16 protein-coding genes are annotated in these 18,379 nt (G+C 59.6%); 6 read left to right on the top strand and 10 right to left on the bottom strand.

Features of this window, described 5'->3' with window-relative positions; all coding sequences use genetic code 11:
- The first annotated feature begins 28 nt into the window (after positions 1-28).
- Positions 29-1,141, top strand: a complete 1,113-nt coding sequence (locus tag Q0072_RS19425; RefSeq protein WP_298333257.1) for an ROK family protein — start codon at positions 29-31, stop codon at positions 1,139-1,141.
- On the opposite strand, the gene Q0072_RS19420 is transcribed toward Q0072_RS19425, so the two are convergent.
- Positions 1,114-2,292, bottom strand: coding sequence for a Ca2+-dependent phosphoinositide-specific phospholipase C (locus tag Q0072_RS19420; protein ID WP_298333255.1), 1,179 nt, complete (start codon positions 2,290-2,292; stop codon positions 1,114-1,116). The two genes, Q0072_RS19425 and Q0072_RS19420, sit on opposite strands and share 28 nt — an antisense overlap.
- Before the next feature lie 107 nt (positions 2,293-2,399).
- Here Q0072_RS19420 and Q0072_RS19415 point away from each other — a divergent pair, with 107 nt between their 5' ends.
- Positions 2,400-3,692 (top strand): MFS transporter, encoded by a 1,293-nt coding sequence (locus Q0072_RS19415; RefSeq protein WP_298333253.1) that lies wholly within the window; start codon positions 2,400-2,402, stop codon positions 3,690-3,692.
- Positions 3,693-3,780: 88 nt separating this feature from the next.
- Here Q0072_RS19415 and Q0072_RS19410 read toward each other — a convergent pair whose 3' ends face one another.
- On the bottom strand, positions 3,781-4,698 hold the full coding sequence (locus tag Q0072_RS19410) for an AraC family transcriptional regulator (RefSeq protein WP_298333251.1): 918 nt from the start codon (positions 4,696-4,698) through the stop codon (positions 3,781-3,783).
- 162 nt (positions 4,699-4,860) lie between these two features.
- Here Q0072_RS19410 and Q0072_RS19405 point away from each other — a divergent pair, with 162 nt between their 5' ends.
- A complete protein-coding gene (locus tag Q0072_RS19405) occupies positions 4,861-5,889 on the top strand; it encodes an aldo/keto reductase (RefSeq protein ID WP_298333249.1) in 1,029 nt (342 codons plus the stop codon).
- 289 nt (positions 5,890-6,178) lie between these two features.
- On the opposite strand, the gene Q0072_RS19400 is transcribed toward Q0072_RS19405, so the two are convergent.
- Positions 6,179-7,333: a tetratricopeptide repeat protein gene (locus Q0072_RS19400; protein WP_298333247.1), complete on the bottom strand. Its 1,155-nt coding sequence runs from the start codon at positions 7,331-7,333 to the stop codon at positions 6,179-6,181.
- A gap of 488 nt (positions 7,334-7,821) precedes the next feature.
- Between Q0072_RS19400 and Q0072_RS19395 the strand changes: the two genes are divergently transcribed.
- The 3 genes from Q0072_RS19395 (at position 7,822) to Q0072_RS19385 (ending at position 10,634) form a co-directional block, all read left to right on the top strand.
- A complete protein-coding gene (locus tag Q0072_RS19395) occupies positions 7,822-8,382 on the top strand; it encodes a hypothetical protein (protein WP_298333245.1) in 561 nt (186 codons plus the stop codon).
- Between the two features lie 13 nt (positions 8,383-8,395).
- Positions 8,396-9,058: a hypothetical protein gene (locus tag Q0072_RS19390; RefSeq protein WP_298333243.1), complete on the top strand. Its 663-nt coding sequence runs from the start codon at positions 8,396-8,398 to the stop codon at positions 9,056-9,058.
- Positions 9,059-9,599: 541 nt separating this feature from the next.
- Entirely contained in the window at positions 9,600-10,634 is a 1,035-nt protein-coding gene (locus Q0072_RS19385; protein WP_298333241.1) for a hypothetical protein, read from the top strand.
- Between the two features lie 102 nt (positions 10,635-10,736).
- Here the strand turns inward: Q0072_RS19385 and Q0072_RS19380 are convergent, their stop codons facing one another.
- From Q0072_RS19380 to Q0072_RS19350, 7 genes are all read right to left on the bottom strand, one after another.
- Positions 10,737-11,279, bottom strand: a complete 543-nt coding sequence (locus Q0072_RS19380; RefSeq protein WP_298333239.1) for a DUF3617 family protein — start codon at positions 11,277-11,279, stop codon at positions 10,737-10,739.
- 77 nt (positions 11,280-11,356) lie between these two features.
- Positions 11,357-12,097 carry a hypothetical protein gene (locus Q0072_RS19375; RefSeq protein ID WP_298333237.1) on the bottom strand — a complete coding sequence of 247 codons (741 nt, stop codon included), beginning with the start codon at positions 12,095-12,097 and terminating at the stop codon, positions 11,357-11,359.
- A gap of 228 nt (positions 12,098-12,325) precedes the next feature.
- Positions 12,326-12,991: a response regulator transcription factor gene (locus Q0072_RS19370; protein ID WP_298333235.1), complete on the bottom strand. Its 666-nt coding sequence runs from the start codon at positions 12,989-12,991 to the stop codon at positions 12,326-12,328.
- 2 nt (positions 12,992-12,993) lie between these two features.
- The gene (locus tag Q0072_RS19365; RefSeq protein WP_298333233.1) at positions 12,994-15,945 is read right to left on the bottom strand and encodes a sensor histidine kinase; all 2,952 of its coding nucleotides are present in this window, start codon (positions 15,943-15,945) and stop codon (positions 12,994-12,996) included.
- Between the two features lie 581 nt (positions 15,946-16,526).
- Positions 16,527-16,751: an ATP-binding protein gene (locus tag Q0072_RS19360; protein ID WP_298333231.1), complete on the bottom strand. Its 225-nt coding sequence runs from the start codon at positions 16,749-16,751 to the stop codon at positions 16,527-16,529.
- Positions 16,752-16,763: 12 nt separating this feature from the next.
- Positions 16,764-17,246 carry a histidine kinase dimerization/phospho-acceptor domain-containing protein gene (locus Q0072_RS19355; protein ID WP_298333229.1) on the bottom strand — a complete coding sequence of 161 codons (483 nt, stop codon included), beginning with the start codon at positions 17,244-17,246 and terminating at the stop codon, positions 16,764-16,766.
- 503 nt (positions 17,247-17,749) lie between these two features.
- Positions 17,750-18,061 (bottom strand): helix-turn-helix domain-containing protein, encoded by a 312-nt coding sequence (locus Q0072_RS19350; protein ID WP_298333227.1) that lies wholly within the window; start codon positions 18,059-18,061, stop codon positions 17,750-17,752.
- Positions 18,062-18,379: the final 318 nt, after the last annotated feature.

Raw genomic sequence — 18,379 nt, 5'->3', positions numbered from 1 at the left:
ATCACGCCGTTAGGAATAAACAGGCCCTATGGACGATTCCTACATATTGAGCGACAGCGACCGTCAGGTGCTCGACGTCATCTGGCGGCTGGGGCCGATCGCGCGAGTGGACATCACGCCGCTCACCCGTCTTTCGACCATGTCGGTGACGCGCATCACCCGCGAACTGACCGAACAGGGCCTGCTGACCGAGGATGTGCGGCGCGCCGGCGGGCGGGGGCAACCGGCACGACCGCTGATGGTGCGCGCCGATGCCGCCTACGCCGCCGGGGTCTATTTCTCAACGGGTCTGGTGCAGGTGGGGCTGATCAATCTGGCCGGGGTGCTGCTGGGCGAAACCCAGGTGCGCACCGATATCGCCACCCCCGGCGATGTGGCGCGGCTGGCGCTTACCCATGTCGAGCGGCTATGCGCCGAACAGGACATAGACCCCGCCCGCCTCACCGGCATGGGCTTCGCTCTGCCCGGCGACTTCATCCGCGACCGCCGCAGCCTGAACGCCCACGCCCTGTTTCCGGGCTTCCGCGGCGAAGACATCGGGGGCGAGCTTCAGGCCCACCTGCCCTGCCCCGTGTTTATCGAAAACGACGCCGCCAGCGCCGCTTTGGGGGAGCGGCTGATGGGTATAGGCCAGACCATAGACGATTTCTTCTTCGCCCATATCGGGCACGGCATCGGCGGTGGACTGATCCTCGGCGGACGGCTCTATCGCGGCGTCAACGGCAATGCGGGGCTGATCGGCGTGCAATTTGCCAATGACCGGCCGCGCCCATCGGGTCAGGACCTGCTCGAAAACCTGCGCGCCGGGGGTGTGGCGGTGAAGGACTTTTCCGATCTGGAGGCGTTGCGCCCACAGACCTGCGCCCCGCTACGCACCTGGATCAATCGTGCGGCGGCGCAGTTGCGCGAAGGCCTGTGGATCACCGCCCGCCTGATCGACCCGCGCGCTGTGATCATCGGGGGCCGCCTGCCACACCATATCCTGCAGGAGATCGTGGTGCGCATCGACGATGAGCAGTTCTGCAACGAAGGCGTCATGCTGCCGCGACCGCGCGTCATCGCCTCGTCCCTTGGGTCACAGGCGGGCCTGATCGGGGCTGCCGCCCTGCCCTTCTATTCGCGTTTTTTTGGCGATTCCTGAACATTTTCAGTGCCACAGCGGCTTTTCAGGACCGCATTGCAGCGCGCATAGCCTGATGGAAAACGAACCTCATAGGGCCCAAAGCGCCGGTCTGGCCACGGATAGTCGGTGGCGATGAGCTGCGCCCCGCTGGTGAAGGCTTCGCGACGCCGCGTTTCCTTGCTGAGATCGCTGTCCTCGCCCCCCGCATCGGCGCGCGTATAGACGAGAAAGCCCTGCTTCACCAGCGCTTCGATCTGTCGCGCCTTGGGCTTGGGTCGGATCAGCCACGCCGTGCGCGGATCATCGGCCGTGCGTGCCACGAACAAAAGCGGGGCCACCGCGCCGGAGGTAAAGTCGGCATAGGCGTCCTGTTTTTGCGGATCATCGAGCAGCAGAAAAATAACCCGACCGCGCAAGGCGTCCAGCGCTGGCCAGCCTTCGGCGCGCACGGCGGCATTGACGCTGGCATAGGCGCCCTGCACCTCAGCCGGACGCACGATCTGCGCCGGGGGGAAGACCGCCTCGATTTCGGCGTGCAGCCGCGCCCAGGCCGCCCGCCCGAACGGCGCCGCCCCAGCGGGCACGTAGGCATTGGCCACCGGCGGTTTGCGTCCTTCCTTGGCCTCGATCTGCACGAAGACGGGCAGATGCCCCGGATGCGCCTGCGACCAGTCGCGGATGATTTCCAGACAGCGCGTAAAGCGCAGGCAGCGGCTGCGCACATCGGTATCGGCGGCGTGAAACACTTTCAGACCGGGTTTGCGCAGCTCGCCTTCCGGATCGACCGGTGCCACAGTGGCCGCGACCTCCGGCGACAGGGCCTTGAGAAACCCCGGATCGGCAAAACGCCCGCCTTGCGGATCATCATGCACATCCAGCTCGAAGACCCGCAACCCTCTCTCAAGCTGGGTTTGCAGCGGCGCGTGGGTGTAGTCCAGCGCCGGAACCAGACGCCTGGCTGGCCACTCCGCGCTCTCCGCATAGCCGGTTTCGTTCATAAGCCGGAACAGGGCGGCGTCAGGCGCCACATGGTAAGAATTATGCGTGCCGATAAACTGAAGCTGGTTGAGGCGCACGGCCGTGGATTTTAGGGCGGGTTCAGCCCCGGCCCATGCGCCAATTGCACCCAAAATGGCCACTGCCATTGCTGCTGAATATCGCCACGCCATACGCCGCCACCTGTGTCTTCAGTTAAATTTAATACCGTTTAGATATTTAATACGACATAATTGCGACGATTTATGTTATTGTCACTATCGCCCCTTAAATTATCCGCATGCCCCCTTCCGCGCAGCCCTTGTCCAACCGGCGTCTTCTGACCTACGCCTCCGGCAATTTCGGCAAGACCCTGTTGTGGGGCACGGTGGACATGACTCTGATGTTCCTCCTGACCGATTATCTGGGGCTGGAGGCCGGATTGGCCGGGGTACTGATCTTCGCCTCTCTGGTGCTGGACGCCCTGCTCTATCCGTGGGCGGGCCATCTGGCGGATCGTCTGCGCACACAACTGGGCCGCTATGGGCCGCTGATCGTCTTGGGCACCCCGATGGCCGTAGCCGCCTTTATCCTGCTGTTTCTGCTGATCCGCATGGAGGCCTCGCTGTGGCTTGTTGCAGGCGCACTGATACTTCTACGCATCGGCTATGTCGCCCTCGACCTGTCGCACAATGCGCTGCTGGCCCCGATTTCAGCGGCTGTGCAGGACAATGGCCGCATCGCTCTGGCGCGCTTTCTGTTCTCCTCCCTGGCAACCCTTATGCTGGCGTTAGCCCTCCCGCGCCTGATACGGCCGGAGGACCCGGCGTCCGGCTTCGTATGGGTGGCGGTCCTTCTGCCGCTGGTCGCCGGTGTCGCCATTCTGGTGGCCTGGGTCGCTGTCCGGGCGTGGGACACAGGCGCGCCGCTCGCCCGTCACGCGGGCGGGCTTGCCCTGTTGCTGCGCGATCGCAGCGCCTTGCGCGTCCTTGCGGTGGGCGCGACGGCCTCGCTGTTTCTCCCCCTGTTCAACAAGGCCTGCGTCTTTTTCGCTGCCCACTGGATCGGTGATGCGGCTCTGACCTCGTGGCTTCTGGGGGCGCTGGTCACCGGTCAGGTGGCAGGGCTGCCGCTATGGCTTTACTTGTCGCCGCGCTGGCCCAAGGCGCGCATCATGCAGGTGGCGCACGCCCTGAGCGCCGCGGGCTTCCTGCTGGCGGCCCTGAGCTTCGCCGTCCTGCACGCAGCTCTGCCGCTGCTTATGGTCTGCGCTTTCGTGGCGGGAATGGGCCTCAGCGGCGTCTACGCCCTGATCTGGGCCCTGCTGTCGGACGCCGCCCATGCGTTGGAACAAAGGACACAGGCGGCGGTGGGAGGGCAGCTTTTCGCCTGGGCCATCTTCCTGCAAAAGGCCGCCATGGGCGTAGGTGCCGGTCTGTTCGGGCTGGGCTTAAACTATTCGGGTTATCAGGCCGACGTTGTGAATGACGCGGCCCGACAGACCTTGTTCGCCTTCACTTTTCTGTTGCCCGCCCTTGGCAGTCTGATCTGCATCGTCTTGCTTAACGCCACAGATCAGGCCACCCGGCAGTGATACGGCCCAAAGACGGCCTTTGTATCCTGATACGCCACGGCGGTTCGCATCGAAAGGTCAGTTGTTGTACGAAGGCACGCCCTTAACCTCAGGCGGCGACCTCAGGGGTCAGGCTCTGGCGAATGCGGGTGGAATCGCGCCCCGGCGGCGCGCCAAACAATCGGCGGTATTCGCGGCTGAACTGTGACGGGCTTTCATAGCCGAGCGCATAGCCGACCTGAGTCACGTCGGCTTCATTCAACAAAAGTCGGCGGCGCGCCTCCTGAAGGCGCAGCGTCTTCTGAAACTGCACGGGCGACAGAGCTGTCGCGGCCTTGAAATGACGGTGAAATGTTGCCGGGCTCATGCCGGCCAAGGCCGCCAGTGACGGCACGTTCAGCGGCGCGTCGTAATGATCGCGGATATGGGCGATGGTGCGCCCGATACGCGACAGCCGTGTATCGGCAAAACCGATCTGACGCAGATTGCGGCCCAGTGGGCTGTTGAGCAGCCGCCAGACGATCTCACGCCGGATCAGCGGGGCCAGAACGGGCCGGTCGCGTGGCTGATCACAAAGAGCCATGAGGCGCATCAAAGGATCAATGAGATCAGTGGGCAGGCTTTGCACCTCAAGCGCGGCGCACGCGTCGGGCGCATCGGCGGGACCGTGCTCAAGCAGCAGGTCGGCGACCAGTTCGGCCTCGACACTCAGGCTGAAGGCCAGATAGGGTGCCTCCGGACTGGCGTGGACGATGTGGGCGCGCACCGGCACTTCCAGTGAGGTGATCAGGCATTTTCCGGCGGCATAGTGATAGAGGCGCTCCCCCAGTTGGCTGGTCTTTGCACCCTGTACCACCACGCACAGGGACGGGCGATAGACGGCGTGAATCGGACCGGACGGGGCTTCGGCGCAGGTCAGGAACAGGCCGGGAATAGGGCTTTCGCGGCCATGCGCCTGCCACTGACGGTGGACATGGGCGGCCAGCGGGGCCAGATCGGCAGACAGGGAAGATACGGCTTCGGTCATAAACTCCTTATATATCGCCCGCGCTGTCCCGCGAAGAGGCACGGACGGCAATTGAGAGAATCGAGCAGTTTTACGCGACAATCAGGAGGTGCGCGGCGCGGGCGTTGGGCCTAGTTATTCCCTGCCTGAGTTTTCAGTCATCCAAAGTCAAGGACATCCATCATGCGTTATCGTCGTCTGGGGCCCAGCGGCCTGCTGGTATCGGAACTGTGTCTGGGGACCATGACCTTTGGCGGGTCGGACGGCATGTGGGGTCTGATCGGGCAACTGAACCAGTCCGAAGCCGATCTTCTGGTCAAATCCGCCGTTGAGGCGGGCGTCAACTTCATCGACACGGCCAATGTCTATGCCTTTGGCGAAAGCGAGCGCATTGTGGGTCAGGCCGTGCGCAATCTGGGGCTCAACCGCAACGACCTCGTCATCGCCACCAAGGTCATGGGCTTGATGGGCGATGGCCCCAATCAGCGTGGGGCCTCACGCGCCCACATCATGGCGCAGGCCAAGGACAGCCTGAAACGCCTTCAGATGGACCATATCGACCTCTATCAGATCCACGGGTTCGATCCGCTGACGCCGATCACCGAAACGCTTGAGGCGCTCGATACCCTCGTGCGGCACGGGCATGTGCGTTATATAGGGTTGTCCAACTGGGCCGCCTGGCAGATCGTCAAGGCCATCGGGATCGCCGAGGCGCGCAAGCTGGCCCCCATTCTGTCGCTCCAGGCCTATTACACCCTTGTCGGCCGCGATCTTGAGCGCGACATCGTACCGATGCTCAAATCCGAGGGGCTGGGCCTGATGGTGTGGAGCCCGCTGGCTGGGGGCTTCCTGTCCGGTAAGTATTCTGGCGGGGTGGCCGATGACGACAGTCGTCGCGCCAAGTTCAACTTCCCACCTGTCGATCTGGCGCGCGGCGACGCCGTAATAAGAGTGCTTCGTAAGGTGGCGACGGCCAAGGGCGTCAGCGTGGCGCAGGTGGCGTTGTCGTGGCTTTTGCATCAGCCGCACGTGACCAGCGTCATCATCGGGGCCAAACGCCCGGAGCAACTGAGCGACAATCTTAAGGCCGCGGACGTGAAACTCAGTGCCGAAGACCTGAGTGCGCTGGACGCCGCCTCGCGCCTGCCCGCCGAATATCCGGGCTGGATGCTGGAGCGTCAGGGTCAGTACCGCGCGGGCTTTGACGCGTAATAGACTGTATAGACTGTGCTGGCATTGCCCCGCCCTTCGATCGGTCTGATTGGAGACTATTGGATCTTTGATGCCCGCTATCGGGCCAAAGTGACCCGACTGAGTAAAGTCACTTTCGCGCCCTGAGCGGTCATTCGAAGGATACCGAAATATCCCATTTGCGGACATCAGTGTATCGCGGCAAAATTCCGTATTGGAAAGTGCAGACCCAAGCCCGAGCCTTCCTTGAAAATGGCCAAATGCTATTTCGAGCATTGGCTGAGGGATTGGGTCTTTGCCTAAACCTTCGCTATTGCATTAGCCAGACCAACCGAGTCCGGAAACGGCGACCAAACCCAGCAGCCTCCCGGGATTTCACGCCTTCTTCTGCCATTTCGATTTCGTGCCTGTAAAGTGCCAGCGTAGCTTTAGCAAAGCCATAATACAGCGGCGCCTCAGAGGTAAGTACGCAGTTGTCCAAGCGGCGGAGTGCGTTTATCCGGCAGTCTATTGTTGCAGAACCTCCTACGTTACCAACCGAGGCCAGCGGTGGGTATTGTGTTAGGGTTTGTAACTGGACAAAGTTTGCAAAAGAACTGCGCTCCTCGCTGCCATCCTCTGCCTTTCTGATAAGATACAACTCAGTCCCAACCAATTTCTTCGATGCTGCTGCTTTCTCGTCAGTTGTCATGGAAAGTGGATCAGGATGAACCTTCGTCCATGCCTTTGCCGCTTCCACACCGCTCTCCGCCGCGGCCACGTAAAGGCGAATAGCTTCCTCAGGATCGACGAGTGTTCCCAACCCCTTTTCGTATAGTTCCGCCAGATGCACGATAGCGTTTGCGTCACCATACGAAGCTGCGAGTTGGAAAAGCTTAAGCGCAACTGTTGCATTTGCCGTCTGACCGCGCCCCTTGAGCGCCCATAAACCTAACACAGTCATGGCGCGCCCGCTGCCAGCGTTGGCCGCTTGGCTATACAATCGCTCTGCAAGCGCGCTGTCTGTGCCAACGCCCAATCCGGTGTCATAGGCGTAGGCCTGCCAATAGATCGCTTCCGGGTCAGTTGACTTTCGACAATAACTGAGACCCTTCACCGGGTCGCTCGGCACACCCACTCCCGACATATAGGCCTCGCATAGCCCCAAGTACGCCGCTGGATATTCCTTTTTCGCGTCTTCGTGAAACTGTCTCACGGCCTCCTCAGGGTCGAACTCCCTCAGAATTCGTTTCGCCCGCCTGTCCCCTTGCGCAGCCGCACGTTCGTACCAAAAGCGCGCCATCGCACGGTCAACACTAACAAAGCTGCCAATATGATAAGATTGAGCAAGCCGGAACTGTGCGTCAGCCTGTCCGCTCTCGGCCTGCTTGGTCAGATCAGCAATATGCGCCTCGCGTGACGATTGCGCCGCCACCGGCCCACATAAGAGCGACAGACCGACGACAATTACGGATATCCACTTCATCCCCAACTCCATCAACAACCTATCCGCGATGGGTGGTCGCCCCAACAAACATTTTAACTGGCACGACGCTAACGTCAATCCGACAGTTGTGAAACCGAGTGACAGAGGACGTTTGGTTAATTACCTATAGGAATATAAGAGTGGGGGGCTGCCCGAACCTTCCAAAGTACGTTGGGGATTAGGCGAAATCGGCCACGCGCCTGGAGCGGACATAGGGTTGGCAGCAAACGTAAAAACCCAGAACCAGACATTCGGACGAAAATCCCACACGAGTGGAGGAATTCCAAGAAACATCATTCTGTTCTTAATGGGAAATCTTCGTCTCCAAGGGAGGCTTAATTGCGGTGCATCCTGTGAAACCGCATGAACATGCGGTTGCCGATGTCTAAGGGGCTACTTCATTCTGGACTCAAATATCCATCGGCAGGGACATTATGGAAAGTCCGGCAAAACCCAAAGTCACCCCCTCGGTAAAGGCAAGTGAGCTGTTGAAAGGTTCGGTTTATAAATCCGCCCTTTCGCCTGCGCCGCGATTCACGCGCCTGACGCCCGCCCAGAAGTCCGGGGGGCTGACGCAACTCCTAGCCGAACTCCACGCCCCTAAGCTGGGGAGCCCGGTTCTGATTACACCGGTTCACCCTCAGCCCAACCCGGCGATAAAGCTGATCCATTCAGGAAAGATGAACAGGGCCGGTTTCTATTTGGCCGGATGGAAAGACCTGGGTGATCAGGTCTATACCTTGCTGACCATCCGCCCGAAGGCCATTCGTCCCATTCTGATCACCGTCTATGTCGATGCCCTGCCCGACATTGTGGCCTACTCGGAAAGCGTTAGCCCCGGTCAAGGTATTCAGAACATCCTGAATATAGGGGACGATCTGGCTGGCCCCGACTCCCCCTATGCGGCGCATCCCTGCGCCGCCAGCGAAACGGGCCTTATCCTCAATCACGCCCTCACCCCGCGCACCCTGTCCAAGCCTATTCAGGTCAAACTCAAGGCCCGCGGTCTCTTCTGCATCTCGGCCATCGAGATTACCCCTGTCCTTTGATCCGGAGCCAGCCATGTCCCTGATTGATCGCCGAACTGCCCTGACCGGCATGGTGGCCGTGCCTGCGATGGCGGCACAGGCCTTTGCCGCCGCACCGGCCGGAAATAGCGCAGGTGCGGGTTTTCGCCCCTTGTCTGCCGCAGACAAGATAAGAGAGGCAAGCAAACTTGGGTTCACAACGAGCCGGACACTGGGGCAGACCGTCATCATCACCCCTTCGGCCCCCTACCCGTCGCCCGCCGTCGATTTTGAGTATTACGGATACCTAAGCGAGCAGGGCTTCGTCCTCAGTAATGACCAACGCTTTGACTATCCGGGCCTCTCCGATAGCTTCATCGGTGGCCGACACGTCCTTTTGGAAAAATACCAGACATTCACCGTCAACATAACCCCATCGGCATTGAAACCCATCTTGCTGACCCTTCATGTGTCAAGCGAACCCAAAACGGCGGCAGGCGCGTCAGCGACGGCTGAAATCACTCTGATATCGAGGGACTCTTCGGGGTTTCTGGGGGAAACGACGGTGCCGTTCCCCGCCTTATGCTCAGATCATATTGTAAGCTTCGTGACCACGCTTTCCAACCTGATGACCCCTGTTTCAGTGAACGGTCTTATTACTAAATCCAACAATGAGCGGACCCTTATATCGGCGATTGAAATAACGCCTCTGCTTTAGGGGCCAGACTCAATCAGGATCTGCGGCGTGATATGAGGGCAGATTGTCCAGTTTCAGGAGCAAAAGCGCCGGAAGGTTATACCCTTTCAAGCTTTTGCGACGCCAAAATGGGCGATCTGCGCCATACCCCTTCGGGGCGCGGTGAATTTTGCGCCCGGATACGTCGTCTGTCGCTTGTGGAGGTCACTGCACGGCGCACCAGCCTCCTGTCCGGACACAAAATTCACGTCGCGTCACGTCCGAAACCTGATTGAGTCTGGACCCTAACCCGGACCCAAAGCGAATGGCTGCGTGGCGGATGACTGTAAGGGCCACGAACCACATGCTCATGCAGTTGGCTGTGCGAGATAAGTCCCTAAACTCATTCATGAACTCAATTCAGGAGGGGACAATGAATCACTATCTCAGGCGGGTCGGTTTCGGAATGGCGGCGTTGCTGTCGCTGGTGGGGGCAGGCGCAGCCACAGGTCAAACACCCGTCGTCAACAAACCGCTTAAGGTCCCAACGGACGTTGCGCAAAGCCTTACGAATACGAAGCGGATGACCCGGTTCGATCCCGCAGTGAACGGGTTCCACTTTAGAAACTCCTTCCAAACGGTCACAGGCGTCTTCGACATCACCACGGGTGGTCTGTGCGGCGGTATGGTTTATGCCGCACTGGATTATTTCAACAAGGGGCAGGCGGCACCGGCTCAAACCTATACCCCCGTCAACGGGACGCAGTTGCAGAGCTACATATATGCCCGTCACATGACGTCGCTTGAACGAGCCATGCCGAAGTGGGTCGAACTGCATGCCAATCCGTTGGGCGCCCGTAACGCTGAGTTCTTCAACTGGGGGCTTCAGGGTACTGGCGGCGGACGCCTTCAGGAGCTGCGGGCGGAAATAGACGCCGGACGCCCGGTCCCTCTGGGGCTTAAATCGCTGGATGCAGACCCCTCGAATGACCATGTCGTGCTGGCCATCGGCTACGATATGGGCCGCTATCGCGGCGACCTTGGGGCCAACAAGGAAGACCTGAAAATATTCATCTATGATCCCAATTCCGGCAATCGGAAGGTCGCGCTTTATCCCGTTCCATCTGAAGCGAAATACTGCATGGACAGCGCCAATGGTACCAAATGCTTCCGGACCTATTTTGTGATGAAAAATACCTGGACGCCTCAGACGCCCCCTGCCATCAGCGACCATCCCAAGGAACTGATCCTGACCCTCGGAACCGGTGGAGATGATCTGCGCGGCGGCAACGACAATCTGAGTGTCAGTCTGAATCTGAAAAACGGCACCCGCATTGAGGCGTCTAACGTCAATGTGGGGCAGAGGTGGATCGACCATTCCGATCAGACCGTCGGCGTAAGTTTGCCTGAGGGCCTTGCGCCGCAGGATATCCAGTCTGTGACGCTGAGAACCTCGTTTGGAGGCGGCATGGGCGGTGATAACTGGAACCTTGACACTTTGACCATGGTCTTTCGCGACAATGGCGTCAATCAGGCCCGATGCACCTTAAACGGGTCGCCGCTGACCCGCTTTACAGGCGATCGCAAGAGCGAAACCTACCCGTTTGCGTGCCGCTGAGCGGTTTGGAGGGGGAGACCACGAAAAGGAAGCGCCTCAGGCCCTATGCCTGGAGGCGCTTCTTGAGGTATCCTTCGATGTAGCCTTCTCGGCGTGGCCCACCTAACGCTGTAGCGTGCCCTCGCTCATGCCCTCAGGGCATGGCCCATCATAAACCCCTTCTGCCGTCGTTTTCATCTCGGGCATACCGGGTCGGGCCGGTTCAAAACGCATCTGAGTCACCTGCGTAAATCGGGTGTCGCCGTGGGGTGTGATGGTCTGAAGAATGTTCATCTGTCCGCCCCCGGCCTTACAACGGGCCTCCACGATGATTGAGCCTCCCCCCTGACGGGCGGTCACGCTGTCGCAGCCTTTTGAATGGCTGGTGAAACCTCCTGAAAACGCCTTGCCATAGTCCTTTCCGATGCAGACCTTGGCGTTCATCCCCATTGGTCCCTGCCCTGTCACGCTGATGGCCCAAAGGCCACTTTTGAGCAGGCTGCCCGGATTGACGGCGGCAGCGGTCCCCGGTGCGCTCTGGCTGTTCGCGGCCGTAGCCGTCTTTTTCTCACTGATCCCGGCCTCACCTTCGGAGGGTTTGCCGCAGGCGGCGATCGACGCCACAACCACACAAACGACCAGCCCCTTAATGGCTTGTTGCTTCATCTCAGTCTCCCAAAAAGCATTTGTTAGAAGTAAATAAAAACAAATGTTTGAACCAGGCGAGGCGCTCAGTCCTTGATCTAATCCACCGTCACAAAGTGCACACGCCAGCGTAAGGCTGCGGGTCCTTCTGGCCCTTCGAGAACGACGCGAGGCTCAGCACTTTGCAGTTCAATACCCAGCGCCGCGGTGACAACACCTTGTCGTTTGGGCAGGAATTCAAAACCCGTCAGCACACGCTTTTCAGACGCCTCCACAGACCCTATCTGCTGTGCCGGCACGGTCAGACTGCCGGCAGGCGTACCATCAACTGTTGCCTTACGGCGGAGGCGTTCGGACGGGACAAGCACATAACTGATCTCGGCCTCCCAGGGCTGCCCGTTTCGCAGCACCAGTTCGACATGGCGGCCGTCATCGGCAAGTGTCAGGGAAAATGCCCGCAGAGGCCCGGCGGCCCGTGGACTGCGAATGTCAAACCCCTGAAGTACCGCCACATAGCCCGCAGGCACATCTATGGCCCCTGACGCCCGCGACCGGCCCTTAAGCCGGATAACACGCCGTTCAAATGTACCGGCCCACCAGTGGGCCTGAGCGGTAAATCTGAAAGTCTGATCCCCCTGACGCAGGCTCAGCCTCGCAACGGAGGAATCCGCAGTCACGGCCAGATGAGACCATCCCGATGCCCCGGTCTGCGTCCTGAACACAAACCCCGAGAGGGCAGGCTGACTTGCCGGCCCCAGTGAAAGGGCGCGATGCACCTCGCCTTCAGCCCCTTCCGCGTTAACACCCACCGGTTCGGAGTACCCGGGGGCATAGGGCATGAGCACGGGCCTTTCAGGCTCAGCCATGACCGGCGACGCCATCAGTAATAGTCCGATCATACACAGGAGACGCTGTGAGATACTTGGAAACATAGGCCTTAACCGGCTCCGCGAGCGATATTGCGCACAACCCTACACCATATGCGTCCCCCCAGAACCGCATATACATGTGGTTGCCACCCGTTTACGCGCCTGCATTCCCTCTCGCGGTCTCAACCCGTCTCTGCCTCAGATCAGACGCAAGGTTAGCGCTTTTGCCACGGCCTGAGCGGCGCATTGTACCTCAAGCGCTCCGTATATTTTGCGGATGTGCCAGCGGACGGTATCCAGAGAGATGTTCAGCCCCTGCGCGGCCTCCTGATAGGACTGCCCCTCACTTAGCGCCCTGAGTATCTCTACCTGACGCGCACTCAGGGTCGCGGACGGCGGGTGGGCGACCGGCTGCGGTGAAAGCAGGCGGACAGCGTCAATAAGGGTTCGGGTAAGACCGGGGGAAAGGCCCGCGCCATGACGCGTCGCCTGAGAGATGTCCTGAAGCAAAGTCTCCGGGTCACTCCCTTTCAGCAGATAACCATCGGCTCCGCCGCTAACCGCTGCCATAACCTGAGCGGGTTCATCATAGACGGTCAGCATGAAAACGCAGGTCAGCGGCCACTGCGCCTTGACCGCCCTCAGGAGTTCGAGCCCGTTCATTCGGGGCATGTTCAGATCCATCAGGACGAGATCACACAGCGTCTCAGCACCGGGTGCCGACTTCGCCCAGCGCATAAACTGGTCGGCGTCGGCAAAGAGACTGATGCGCTCAAACAGATGAGCGGCCCGCATAAGCGTGCGCAGGCTTTCACGGAAAGCCGTGTCATCGTCCACGATGATCAGGTGACGCTCCTGTCCCAACCCTACCCCTCCTTCGTCTCTCTGCGGGTAGCGCGCCTAAGCATCACATTCGCCCTCTTCTTCAGAAAACCCACACCCGATAATACAGATTGAATGCCAGAACTTGATCCCCCCGCAATGGACGGCGGCGGAATACGCCCCGATTTAAACCTTGAGGGCGAAAAAAGCAGACGGATACGCGTTCCGCCCGGAGACCAGCTGTCTACATTAAGCCGGGCCCCCACAGCCTCGGCCCGCCGCTGCATATGCATCATGCCCGAGCCGAGTCCTTCCTCACCCATACCCTTTCCATTGTCCTCGACACACAGTTCCCACAGCCCCCCTTCCGTTTCAGGCCTGAGGCGAATGATCACTTCAGAAGCCTGAGCGTGTTTTTTGATGTTGGTGAGTGCCTCAATCAGGATCAGGAGAACCTGACGTCGCAGATGGGCAAAGAAATAGACGGCCTTCGCATCGGTGACGAGTTCAAGATGCACTCGCGGCGTTGGTGTCGGCATCAGACTGCGCGCCTGCGAGGCGACCTCCCATGCGAAGCGGTCGGCGTCCGCCGCCTGTACCGCCAAGGTCTGCCCCAGACTGCGCAGGCTCAGTCCGCTGCGGTGCGCCAGACTGGCGATCTGAGAGGTGAGGTTGTCGGTATCGCCCGTCTCCCGGCCATAGCGCGCCGCCGTGGCCAGCATGGCGATGCTGCTCAGGGAGGCCCCCAACTCATCGTGGAGATCCATAGCAATGCGGGTGCGCTGTCGTTCAAGCGCCAGCAGATGCCGCACACGCAGATAGTAGGCCCCCCATAGAAGCCCCACGCAGATGCCGGCATAACAGATCAGTGCCGGCAGGCTCTGGAACCACGGCGGCACCACCTTTACCTGCACCTCCGCTGGAGGCGTCCACTGAACGCCGTCTTGGGCGGCGGAAATCTGTAGCCGGTAGTCTCCCGGTCTGGGGCGCGTCCATTGGAGTCGCGTCTGGTGTCCCAGATCGGTCCAGCGCTGGTCCGGCCCGGACCGATACCGGTAGGTGACAAGATTGGCCTGTTTGTAAGACAGGGCCGTGAAGACAATCTCCATCACCCCATTCCGGGGATTCATCTGAAACTGTCTGCCGATCACGGCGCGCCCGTCGATGTTCACCTGAAGGATGCGCACGCCCTTAACCACCGGTTGGGCGGACCGCGCCGCCGCCGGGATGCGCCAAACGCCGTTATTGCCCGCAATCCATAAATCACCGCTCGCGACTTCGATCACGTCCTTGGCGCTGTTGCCAGCCAGTCCCTGCGCGGTGGCCGGGGCTTCCAGAGTCTGCCACCCTTCCTGGCAATTCCGACAGGGGGCGATACGCAGCAGCGTCCCCTTGCCGGAAATCCAGTACCCGCCCCTAGGACTCGGACGTATATGCAACAGCCCCTGTCCTGGGGTCCAGGTACTGCCCGCCAGATCGCGCCACTGGCCGTTGACCACCTCTGAGAGGCCCGACGGAGCCTTTTCCGGACGATCCGATTCCTTGATCACCCAAAGCCGCCCGTCCGGCAGTTCTGCGCCGTCGAAGACCCGCTCATAATCGCGCGGCTGAAAACACCGCTCATAAACCCGCGGCCGCGGACGCCACAGGCAGGTGGTAAAGCCATCTGACAACCAGAAGCCGCCTTCCTGCGAAGGCCACAGGGCCACAAACCCCACCCTTTTGCCAAATCCGCCGAGCGCAAGGCGATAGCCGGCGTTGCCTTCACGGACAAACAGACCTTCGCTTGCCGCCAACCACTGTGCGCCGCTCTCATCGGTATAGCACCCCCAGATTTCGGCGTCCGGTACCGGCTGACTGTAAGGGCCTCCCGGCTGTCCGCTTTCGCCCACATGCCAGACCAGACGGCCATCGCTGCACACGACGCCTTTTGCTCCCGGCAAACTCTCGGCCCGAAGGCTTCCCTCTATGCGCGAAAACCGGTTGGCACCATACTTCCAGGACGTCACCCAAACATCCTTCTGGCTGGCGAAAAGGCGATAGACATGGTTGACCTTCAGCCCCTGAGGCTCCTGCCAATTGGCGGTCTCCGGTTCCGGAAAGCGCAAGAGGCGCGTGAATGTTCCCAGCCAGAGACTGTTTTCCCGATCCACCAGAAGGGGACCGCCGCTGTTTATGCCTTCGCTTTGCTGCATCAGCCGCGTCCGGTTTTCAACGCTTACGGAGAAAAGATAGGTATCCGAAGACAGCCACAAGGTGCCATTGCGCATTACCCACGACAGAAAGCGTCCTTCCGGACGTTTGAGGTTGTGCACCCTGCCCTTTTCAATAAGCCAGAGATCGTCGCTGCCTTTGTCAGCCGAAACCCCCGCCACGAACAGGCTGTGCGCATCACGGCGTATGATGGCAGTCAGATGCCGCGCCTCTATCACTCTTTGCCCGCCGGTTCTGGTGATCAGATAAGCCCCTTCGCCGGTAATAACGCCCAGCTCATCGCTGGTATTCAGCGCGAAAACCCGGCGCGCTTTTTGCGAGCCATGCCAGGCGTCCGCCAGCGCCTGCCAGCCACTCTTTTCCCGAATCCAGATACTCCCGTCTCTGACAGCGACCAGCCTGCCCGCTGCGTCGAGAGTAAAGCTTGAGGCATAAAGGAAAGCCCCATCAGGCCCGGTTAAGGCTTTCGCCTGCCCGCTGCACATACGGTAGATGAGGAGCGCTCTTGTCCTGAAGAATACACAGCCATCCGGCGCGGTCTGCATATCCAGAATATAGCCGGGATTAAACCAGTGCTGAAACCTGACACCATCATAGCGGATCAGGCCGCTGTCGGCACCGATCCAGATAAAGCCGTCCCCGTCCTGCGCAAGGGCACTGACCTCGCCGTCATTTAGTCCCTGATCCTGTGTGAAGGACTCGAAAAAGGCAGCCTGAGCCAGCGCAACTGGCGGCCATAGGCAAAAGAGGGCGATAATTGCGTGCCTTATCAGCCTCACCATACCCTCCCCTGCACAGGCTGAGTTTCTATGCCAGTCTTGTGATCATAGCCAAATTAGCATCTGATACAGGGATTACGAACCCCAAACATTCGGTAATCGGTGCATCAGAGCCTTCACGACGTTTGGGTCTACCGACCCTCGCAGGTCATCAGACCGCGCTGGTGCAACTCTTCGCGCAGGAACGAGACCGGATGTGTTCCGAGAGTGAGGCCCAGGTGATTATAGTCTTCGACCACCCCGGCCCCGGCCCGTCATGGGTTTGAGAATTACTTGGGGTTCGGGCATTGCGGCTGCCTCCCCTACCTTCCTGCTCGCTCGCGGAATGACGCTTGCTGCAATCGGGACTTTTGGGCGACATAACTCCACCAAACGCCTACACTCCCCCCGATGATTTAAGCAGTTGTCGAATTTCCGTATCAGTCTACGCCATTGCGACGGTGGCGTGTAAGTGCCCAAAGGCGGATATTCCCGACAAAAACCTGCCAACGCCCGAAGCGGAAATGAGATTTGGCTTTAGACGAGGACGCAGAGCCTGTTACGATTGGTATAGACGTCGGTTAACCTCTGTTTTCGACAGTTGATCAGCGCCCCGCTTCAATCGCAACTTCAAAGCCACCGTTGGTTTGTTTGAAGGTCAACTCCCAGTCGTGCAACCGCGTAATCTGACGCGCCATGGCGAGGCCGAGACCGACACCCTCGGCCGGCACCTGACCGGCGACGGGCTGGCGCGCCTCTTCCCATCTGACAAAGGGCTTGATCAGCAGTTCGGCCTGTTTCGGGTGTATCCCCTCGCCCTGATCGCGCACCCCAAAGCGAAGCTACTCTTCGACGGTTACGGCAAAGACCGTCACCGGTGCTTGTCCATAGCGCAAGGCATTCTCGATGAGATTACACAGCAGACGCCGCACCGCTTCGCGACGCCCCGTGAGTATCTGTTCAGTGTCAGGCAGGCTGATCTCCACGCCTGCCTGTGCGTAGTCGGCAGCCACCGAACTTATCACGGCATTCAGCGATAAAGATTCGACCGCTTCCGCTTCAAATCCTCTGGCGAACACCAGAAACTGCGCCAGGATGCACTCAATAGTTTCCACCTGACGCTCAGCAGTAAGACGCAGGTCCGTATCCGCGATGGAGGCCATATCCAGCGTCAGCCGCAGCTTGGCGAGGGGCGTGCGCAAATCATGCGAAATCCCCGCCAGAACCAGCGCGCGATTATCCTCGATCTCGGTCAGGCGCTGAGTCATGCGGTTGAAGCTGCGGCTAAGCTCGGCGATCTCCACCAGGCCCTGCTCCTCAAGCATCTGCGGTTTCTCGCTGACATGAACCCACAGTTTACCCCTTGCATCTGTGCGCCAGTCGAGATGCGCGTAGCCTCGCCGAACGGATCGCGGAGTCTGTGAGCGCCATTTGGGGGTATCGCAAAATTGGAGTTTATCGCGTACCCCTAGAAATACCCCCAATTGGCCCGAATAACGGCGGACAAGAGCGGATCATCTCGGATGAGCACACCGATAACACAGCATATTTTAAGGGTTTTTCAACTTCGCCGGACGCTGAGCACGGACTCGAATAGTGAAATTAAGTATTTGAATTCAATTTATTAAAACGACAGATAAATTCTCCATACCCCCATTCGTACCCCCAAAATAAAATCTGCTCTGGGTACGAGTCCTTGTGCGGCAAGGTTTTGCGGGTTTCATCATGAGCCCCGAATTCGCAGTGTACCCCACTTTTCGGACTTTTTGAGAAAAAGCGCATTAAACCTCTAGCTATAGAATGCCAATTAAGTCGCCGATTTCTGTGATTATTCGAGTGGCAAGATCATTTGACTGTTTGGCGCCTCTACGGGGCCAGGCAGCGCCTGTAGACGCGAAACGCTCGCCCCTTCTGGTCCGACAGAGCATACGGCGGCACTAAGCGAAACGGGTTTCTCGCATTTCAAAAACGCCACTAATTCGTCCCTCAATATCAACCTGCGCCCGCCGATCTTTATGGACTTGAGCGATCCGTCAGCCATGCGCTCGTACAGGAATGACCGCCCCAAGCCGCTAGCCTTGACGGCCTCGTCAATGCGGTAGGCGAGCTTCTGCGTGTTTTGAGTAATTATTACCGTCATCTCGCGCCCTCCCTTTTGGTGGACTTCGACGCGCCGCGCTTTCTGGCCAGTGCCTCAAGTTCGTTTGTCAGTTCATCGTTAGGGTAAAGATGGTGTCCGGGTTTCATGGGCCTGTCCCTTTCGCTGGGGCTCAGAAGGATCAGCATGACAACCGGCGGGCTTCGAGTGCCGGGCATCAGGCGCGTCTCCTCCACAGAGTAAGCGCCATGATGCCATCGCTGAGGTGATGGCCTCATAGCCCCGTTGCCGTCTGCGGCTACCGTTTCGCCGCAGTTCGATCAGCGGAAAGCTTCGGGACCGAGGTTACCCCGTGGAATT

Source organism: Asticcacaulis sp., from assembly GCF_027484505.1.
Lineage (GTDB): Bacteria > Pseudomonadota > Alphaproteobacteria > Caulobacterales > Caulobacteraceae > Asticcacaulis.
This window is presented reverse-complemented; position numbering and strand designations above follow the sequence as displayed.

Bases quoted from the DNA above. Each gene is read 5' to 3' on its own strand.
- Q0072_RS19425 (WP_298333257.1), top strand. From the start codon at position 29: ATGGACGATTCCTACATATTGAGCGACAGCGACCGTCAGGTGCTCGAC.
- Q0072_RS19420 (WP_298333255.1), bottom strand. From the start codon at position 2,292: ATGGCGTGGCGATATTCAGCAGCAATGGCAGTGGCCATTTTGGGTGCA.
- Q0072_RS19415 (WP_298333253.1), top strand. From the start codon at position 2,400: ATGCCCCCTTCCGCGCAGCCCTTGTCCAACCGGCGTCTTCTGACCTAC.
- Q0072_RS19410 (WP_298333251.1), bottom strand. From the start codon at position 4,698: ATGACCGAAGCCGTATCTTCCCTGTCTGCCGATCTGGCCCCGCTGGCC.
- Q0072_RS19405 (WP_298333249.1), top strand. From the start codon at position 4,861: ATGCGTTATCGTCGTCTGGGGCCCAGCGGCCTGCTGGTATCGGAACTG.
- Q0072_RS19400 (WP_298333247.1), bottom strand. From the start codon at position 7,333: ATGAAGTGGATATCCGTAATTGTCGTCGGTCTGTCGCTCTTATGTGGG.
- Q0072_RS19390 (WP_298333243.1), top strand. From the start codon at position 8,396: ATGTCCCTGATTGATCGCCGAACTGCCCTGACCGGCATGGTGGCCGTG.
- Q0072_RS19385 (WP_298333241.1), top strand. From the start codon at position 9,600: ATGACCCGGTTCGATCCCGCAGTGAACGGGTTCCACTTTAGAAACTCC.
- Q0072_RS19380 (WP_298333239.1), bottom strand. From the start codon at position 11,279: ATGAAGCAACAAGCCATTAAGGGGCTGGTCGTTTGTGTGGTTGTGGCG.
- Q0072_RS19375 (WP_298333237.1), bottom strand. From the start codon at position 12,097: ATGCCCTATGCCCCCGGGTACTCCGAACCGGTGGGTGTTAACGCGGAA.
- Q0072_RS19365 (WP_298333233.1), bottom strand. From the start codon at position 15,945: ATGGTGAGGCTGATAAGGCACGCAATTATCGCCCTCTTTTGCCTATGG.
- Q0072_RS19355 (WP_298333229.1), bottom strand. From the start codon at position 17,246: ATGCTTGAGGAGCAGGGCCTGGTGGAGATCGCCGAGCTTAGCCGCAGC.
- Q0072_RS19350 (WP_298333227.1), bottom strand. From the start codon at position 18,061: ATGACGGTAATAATTACTCAAAACACGCAGAAGCTCGCCTACCGCATT.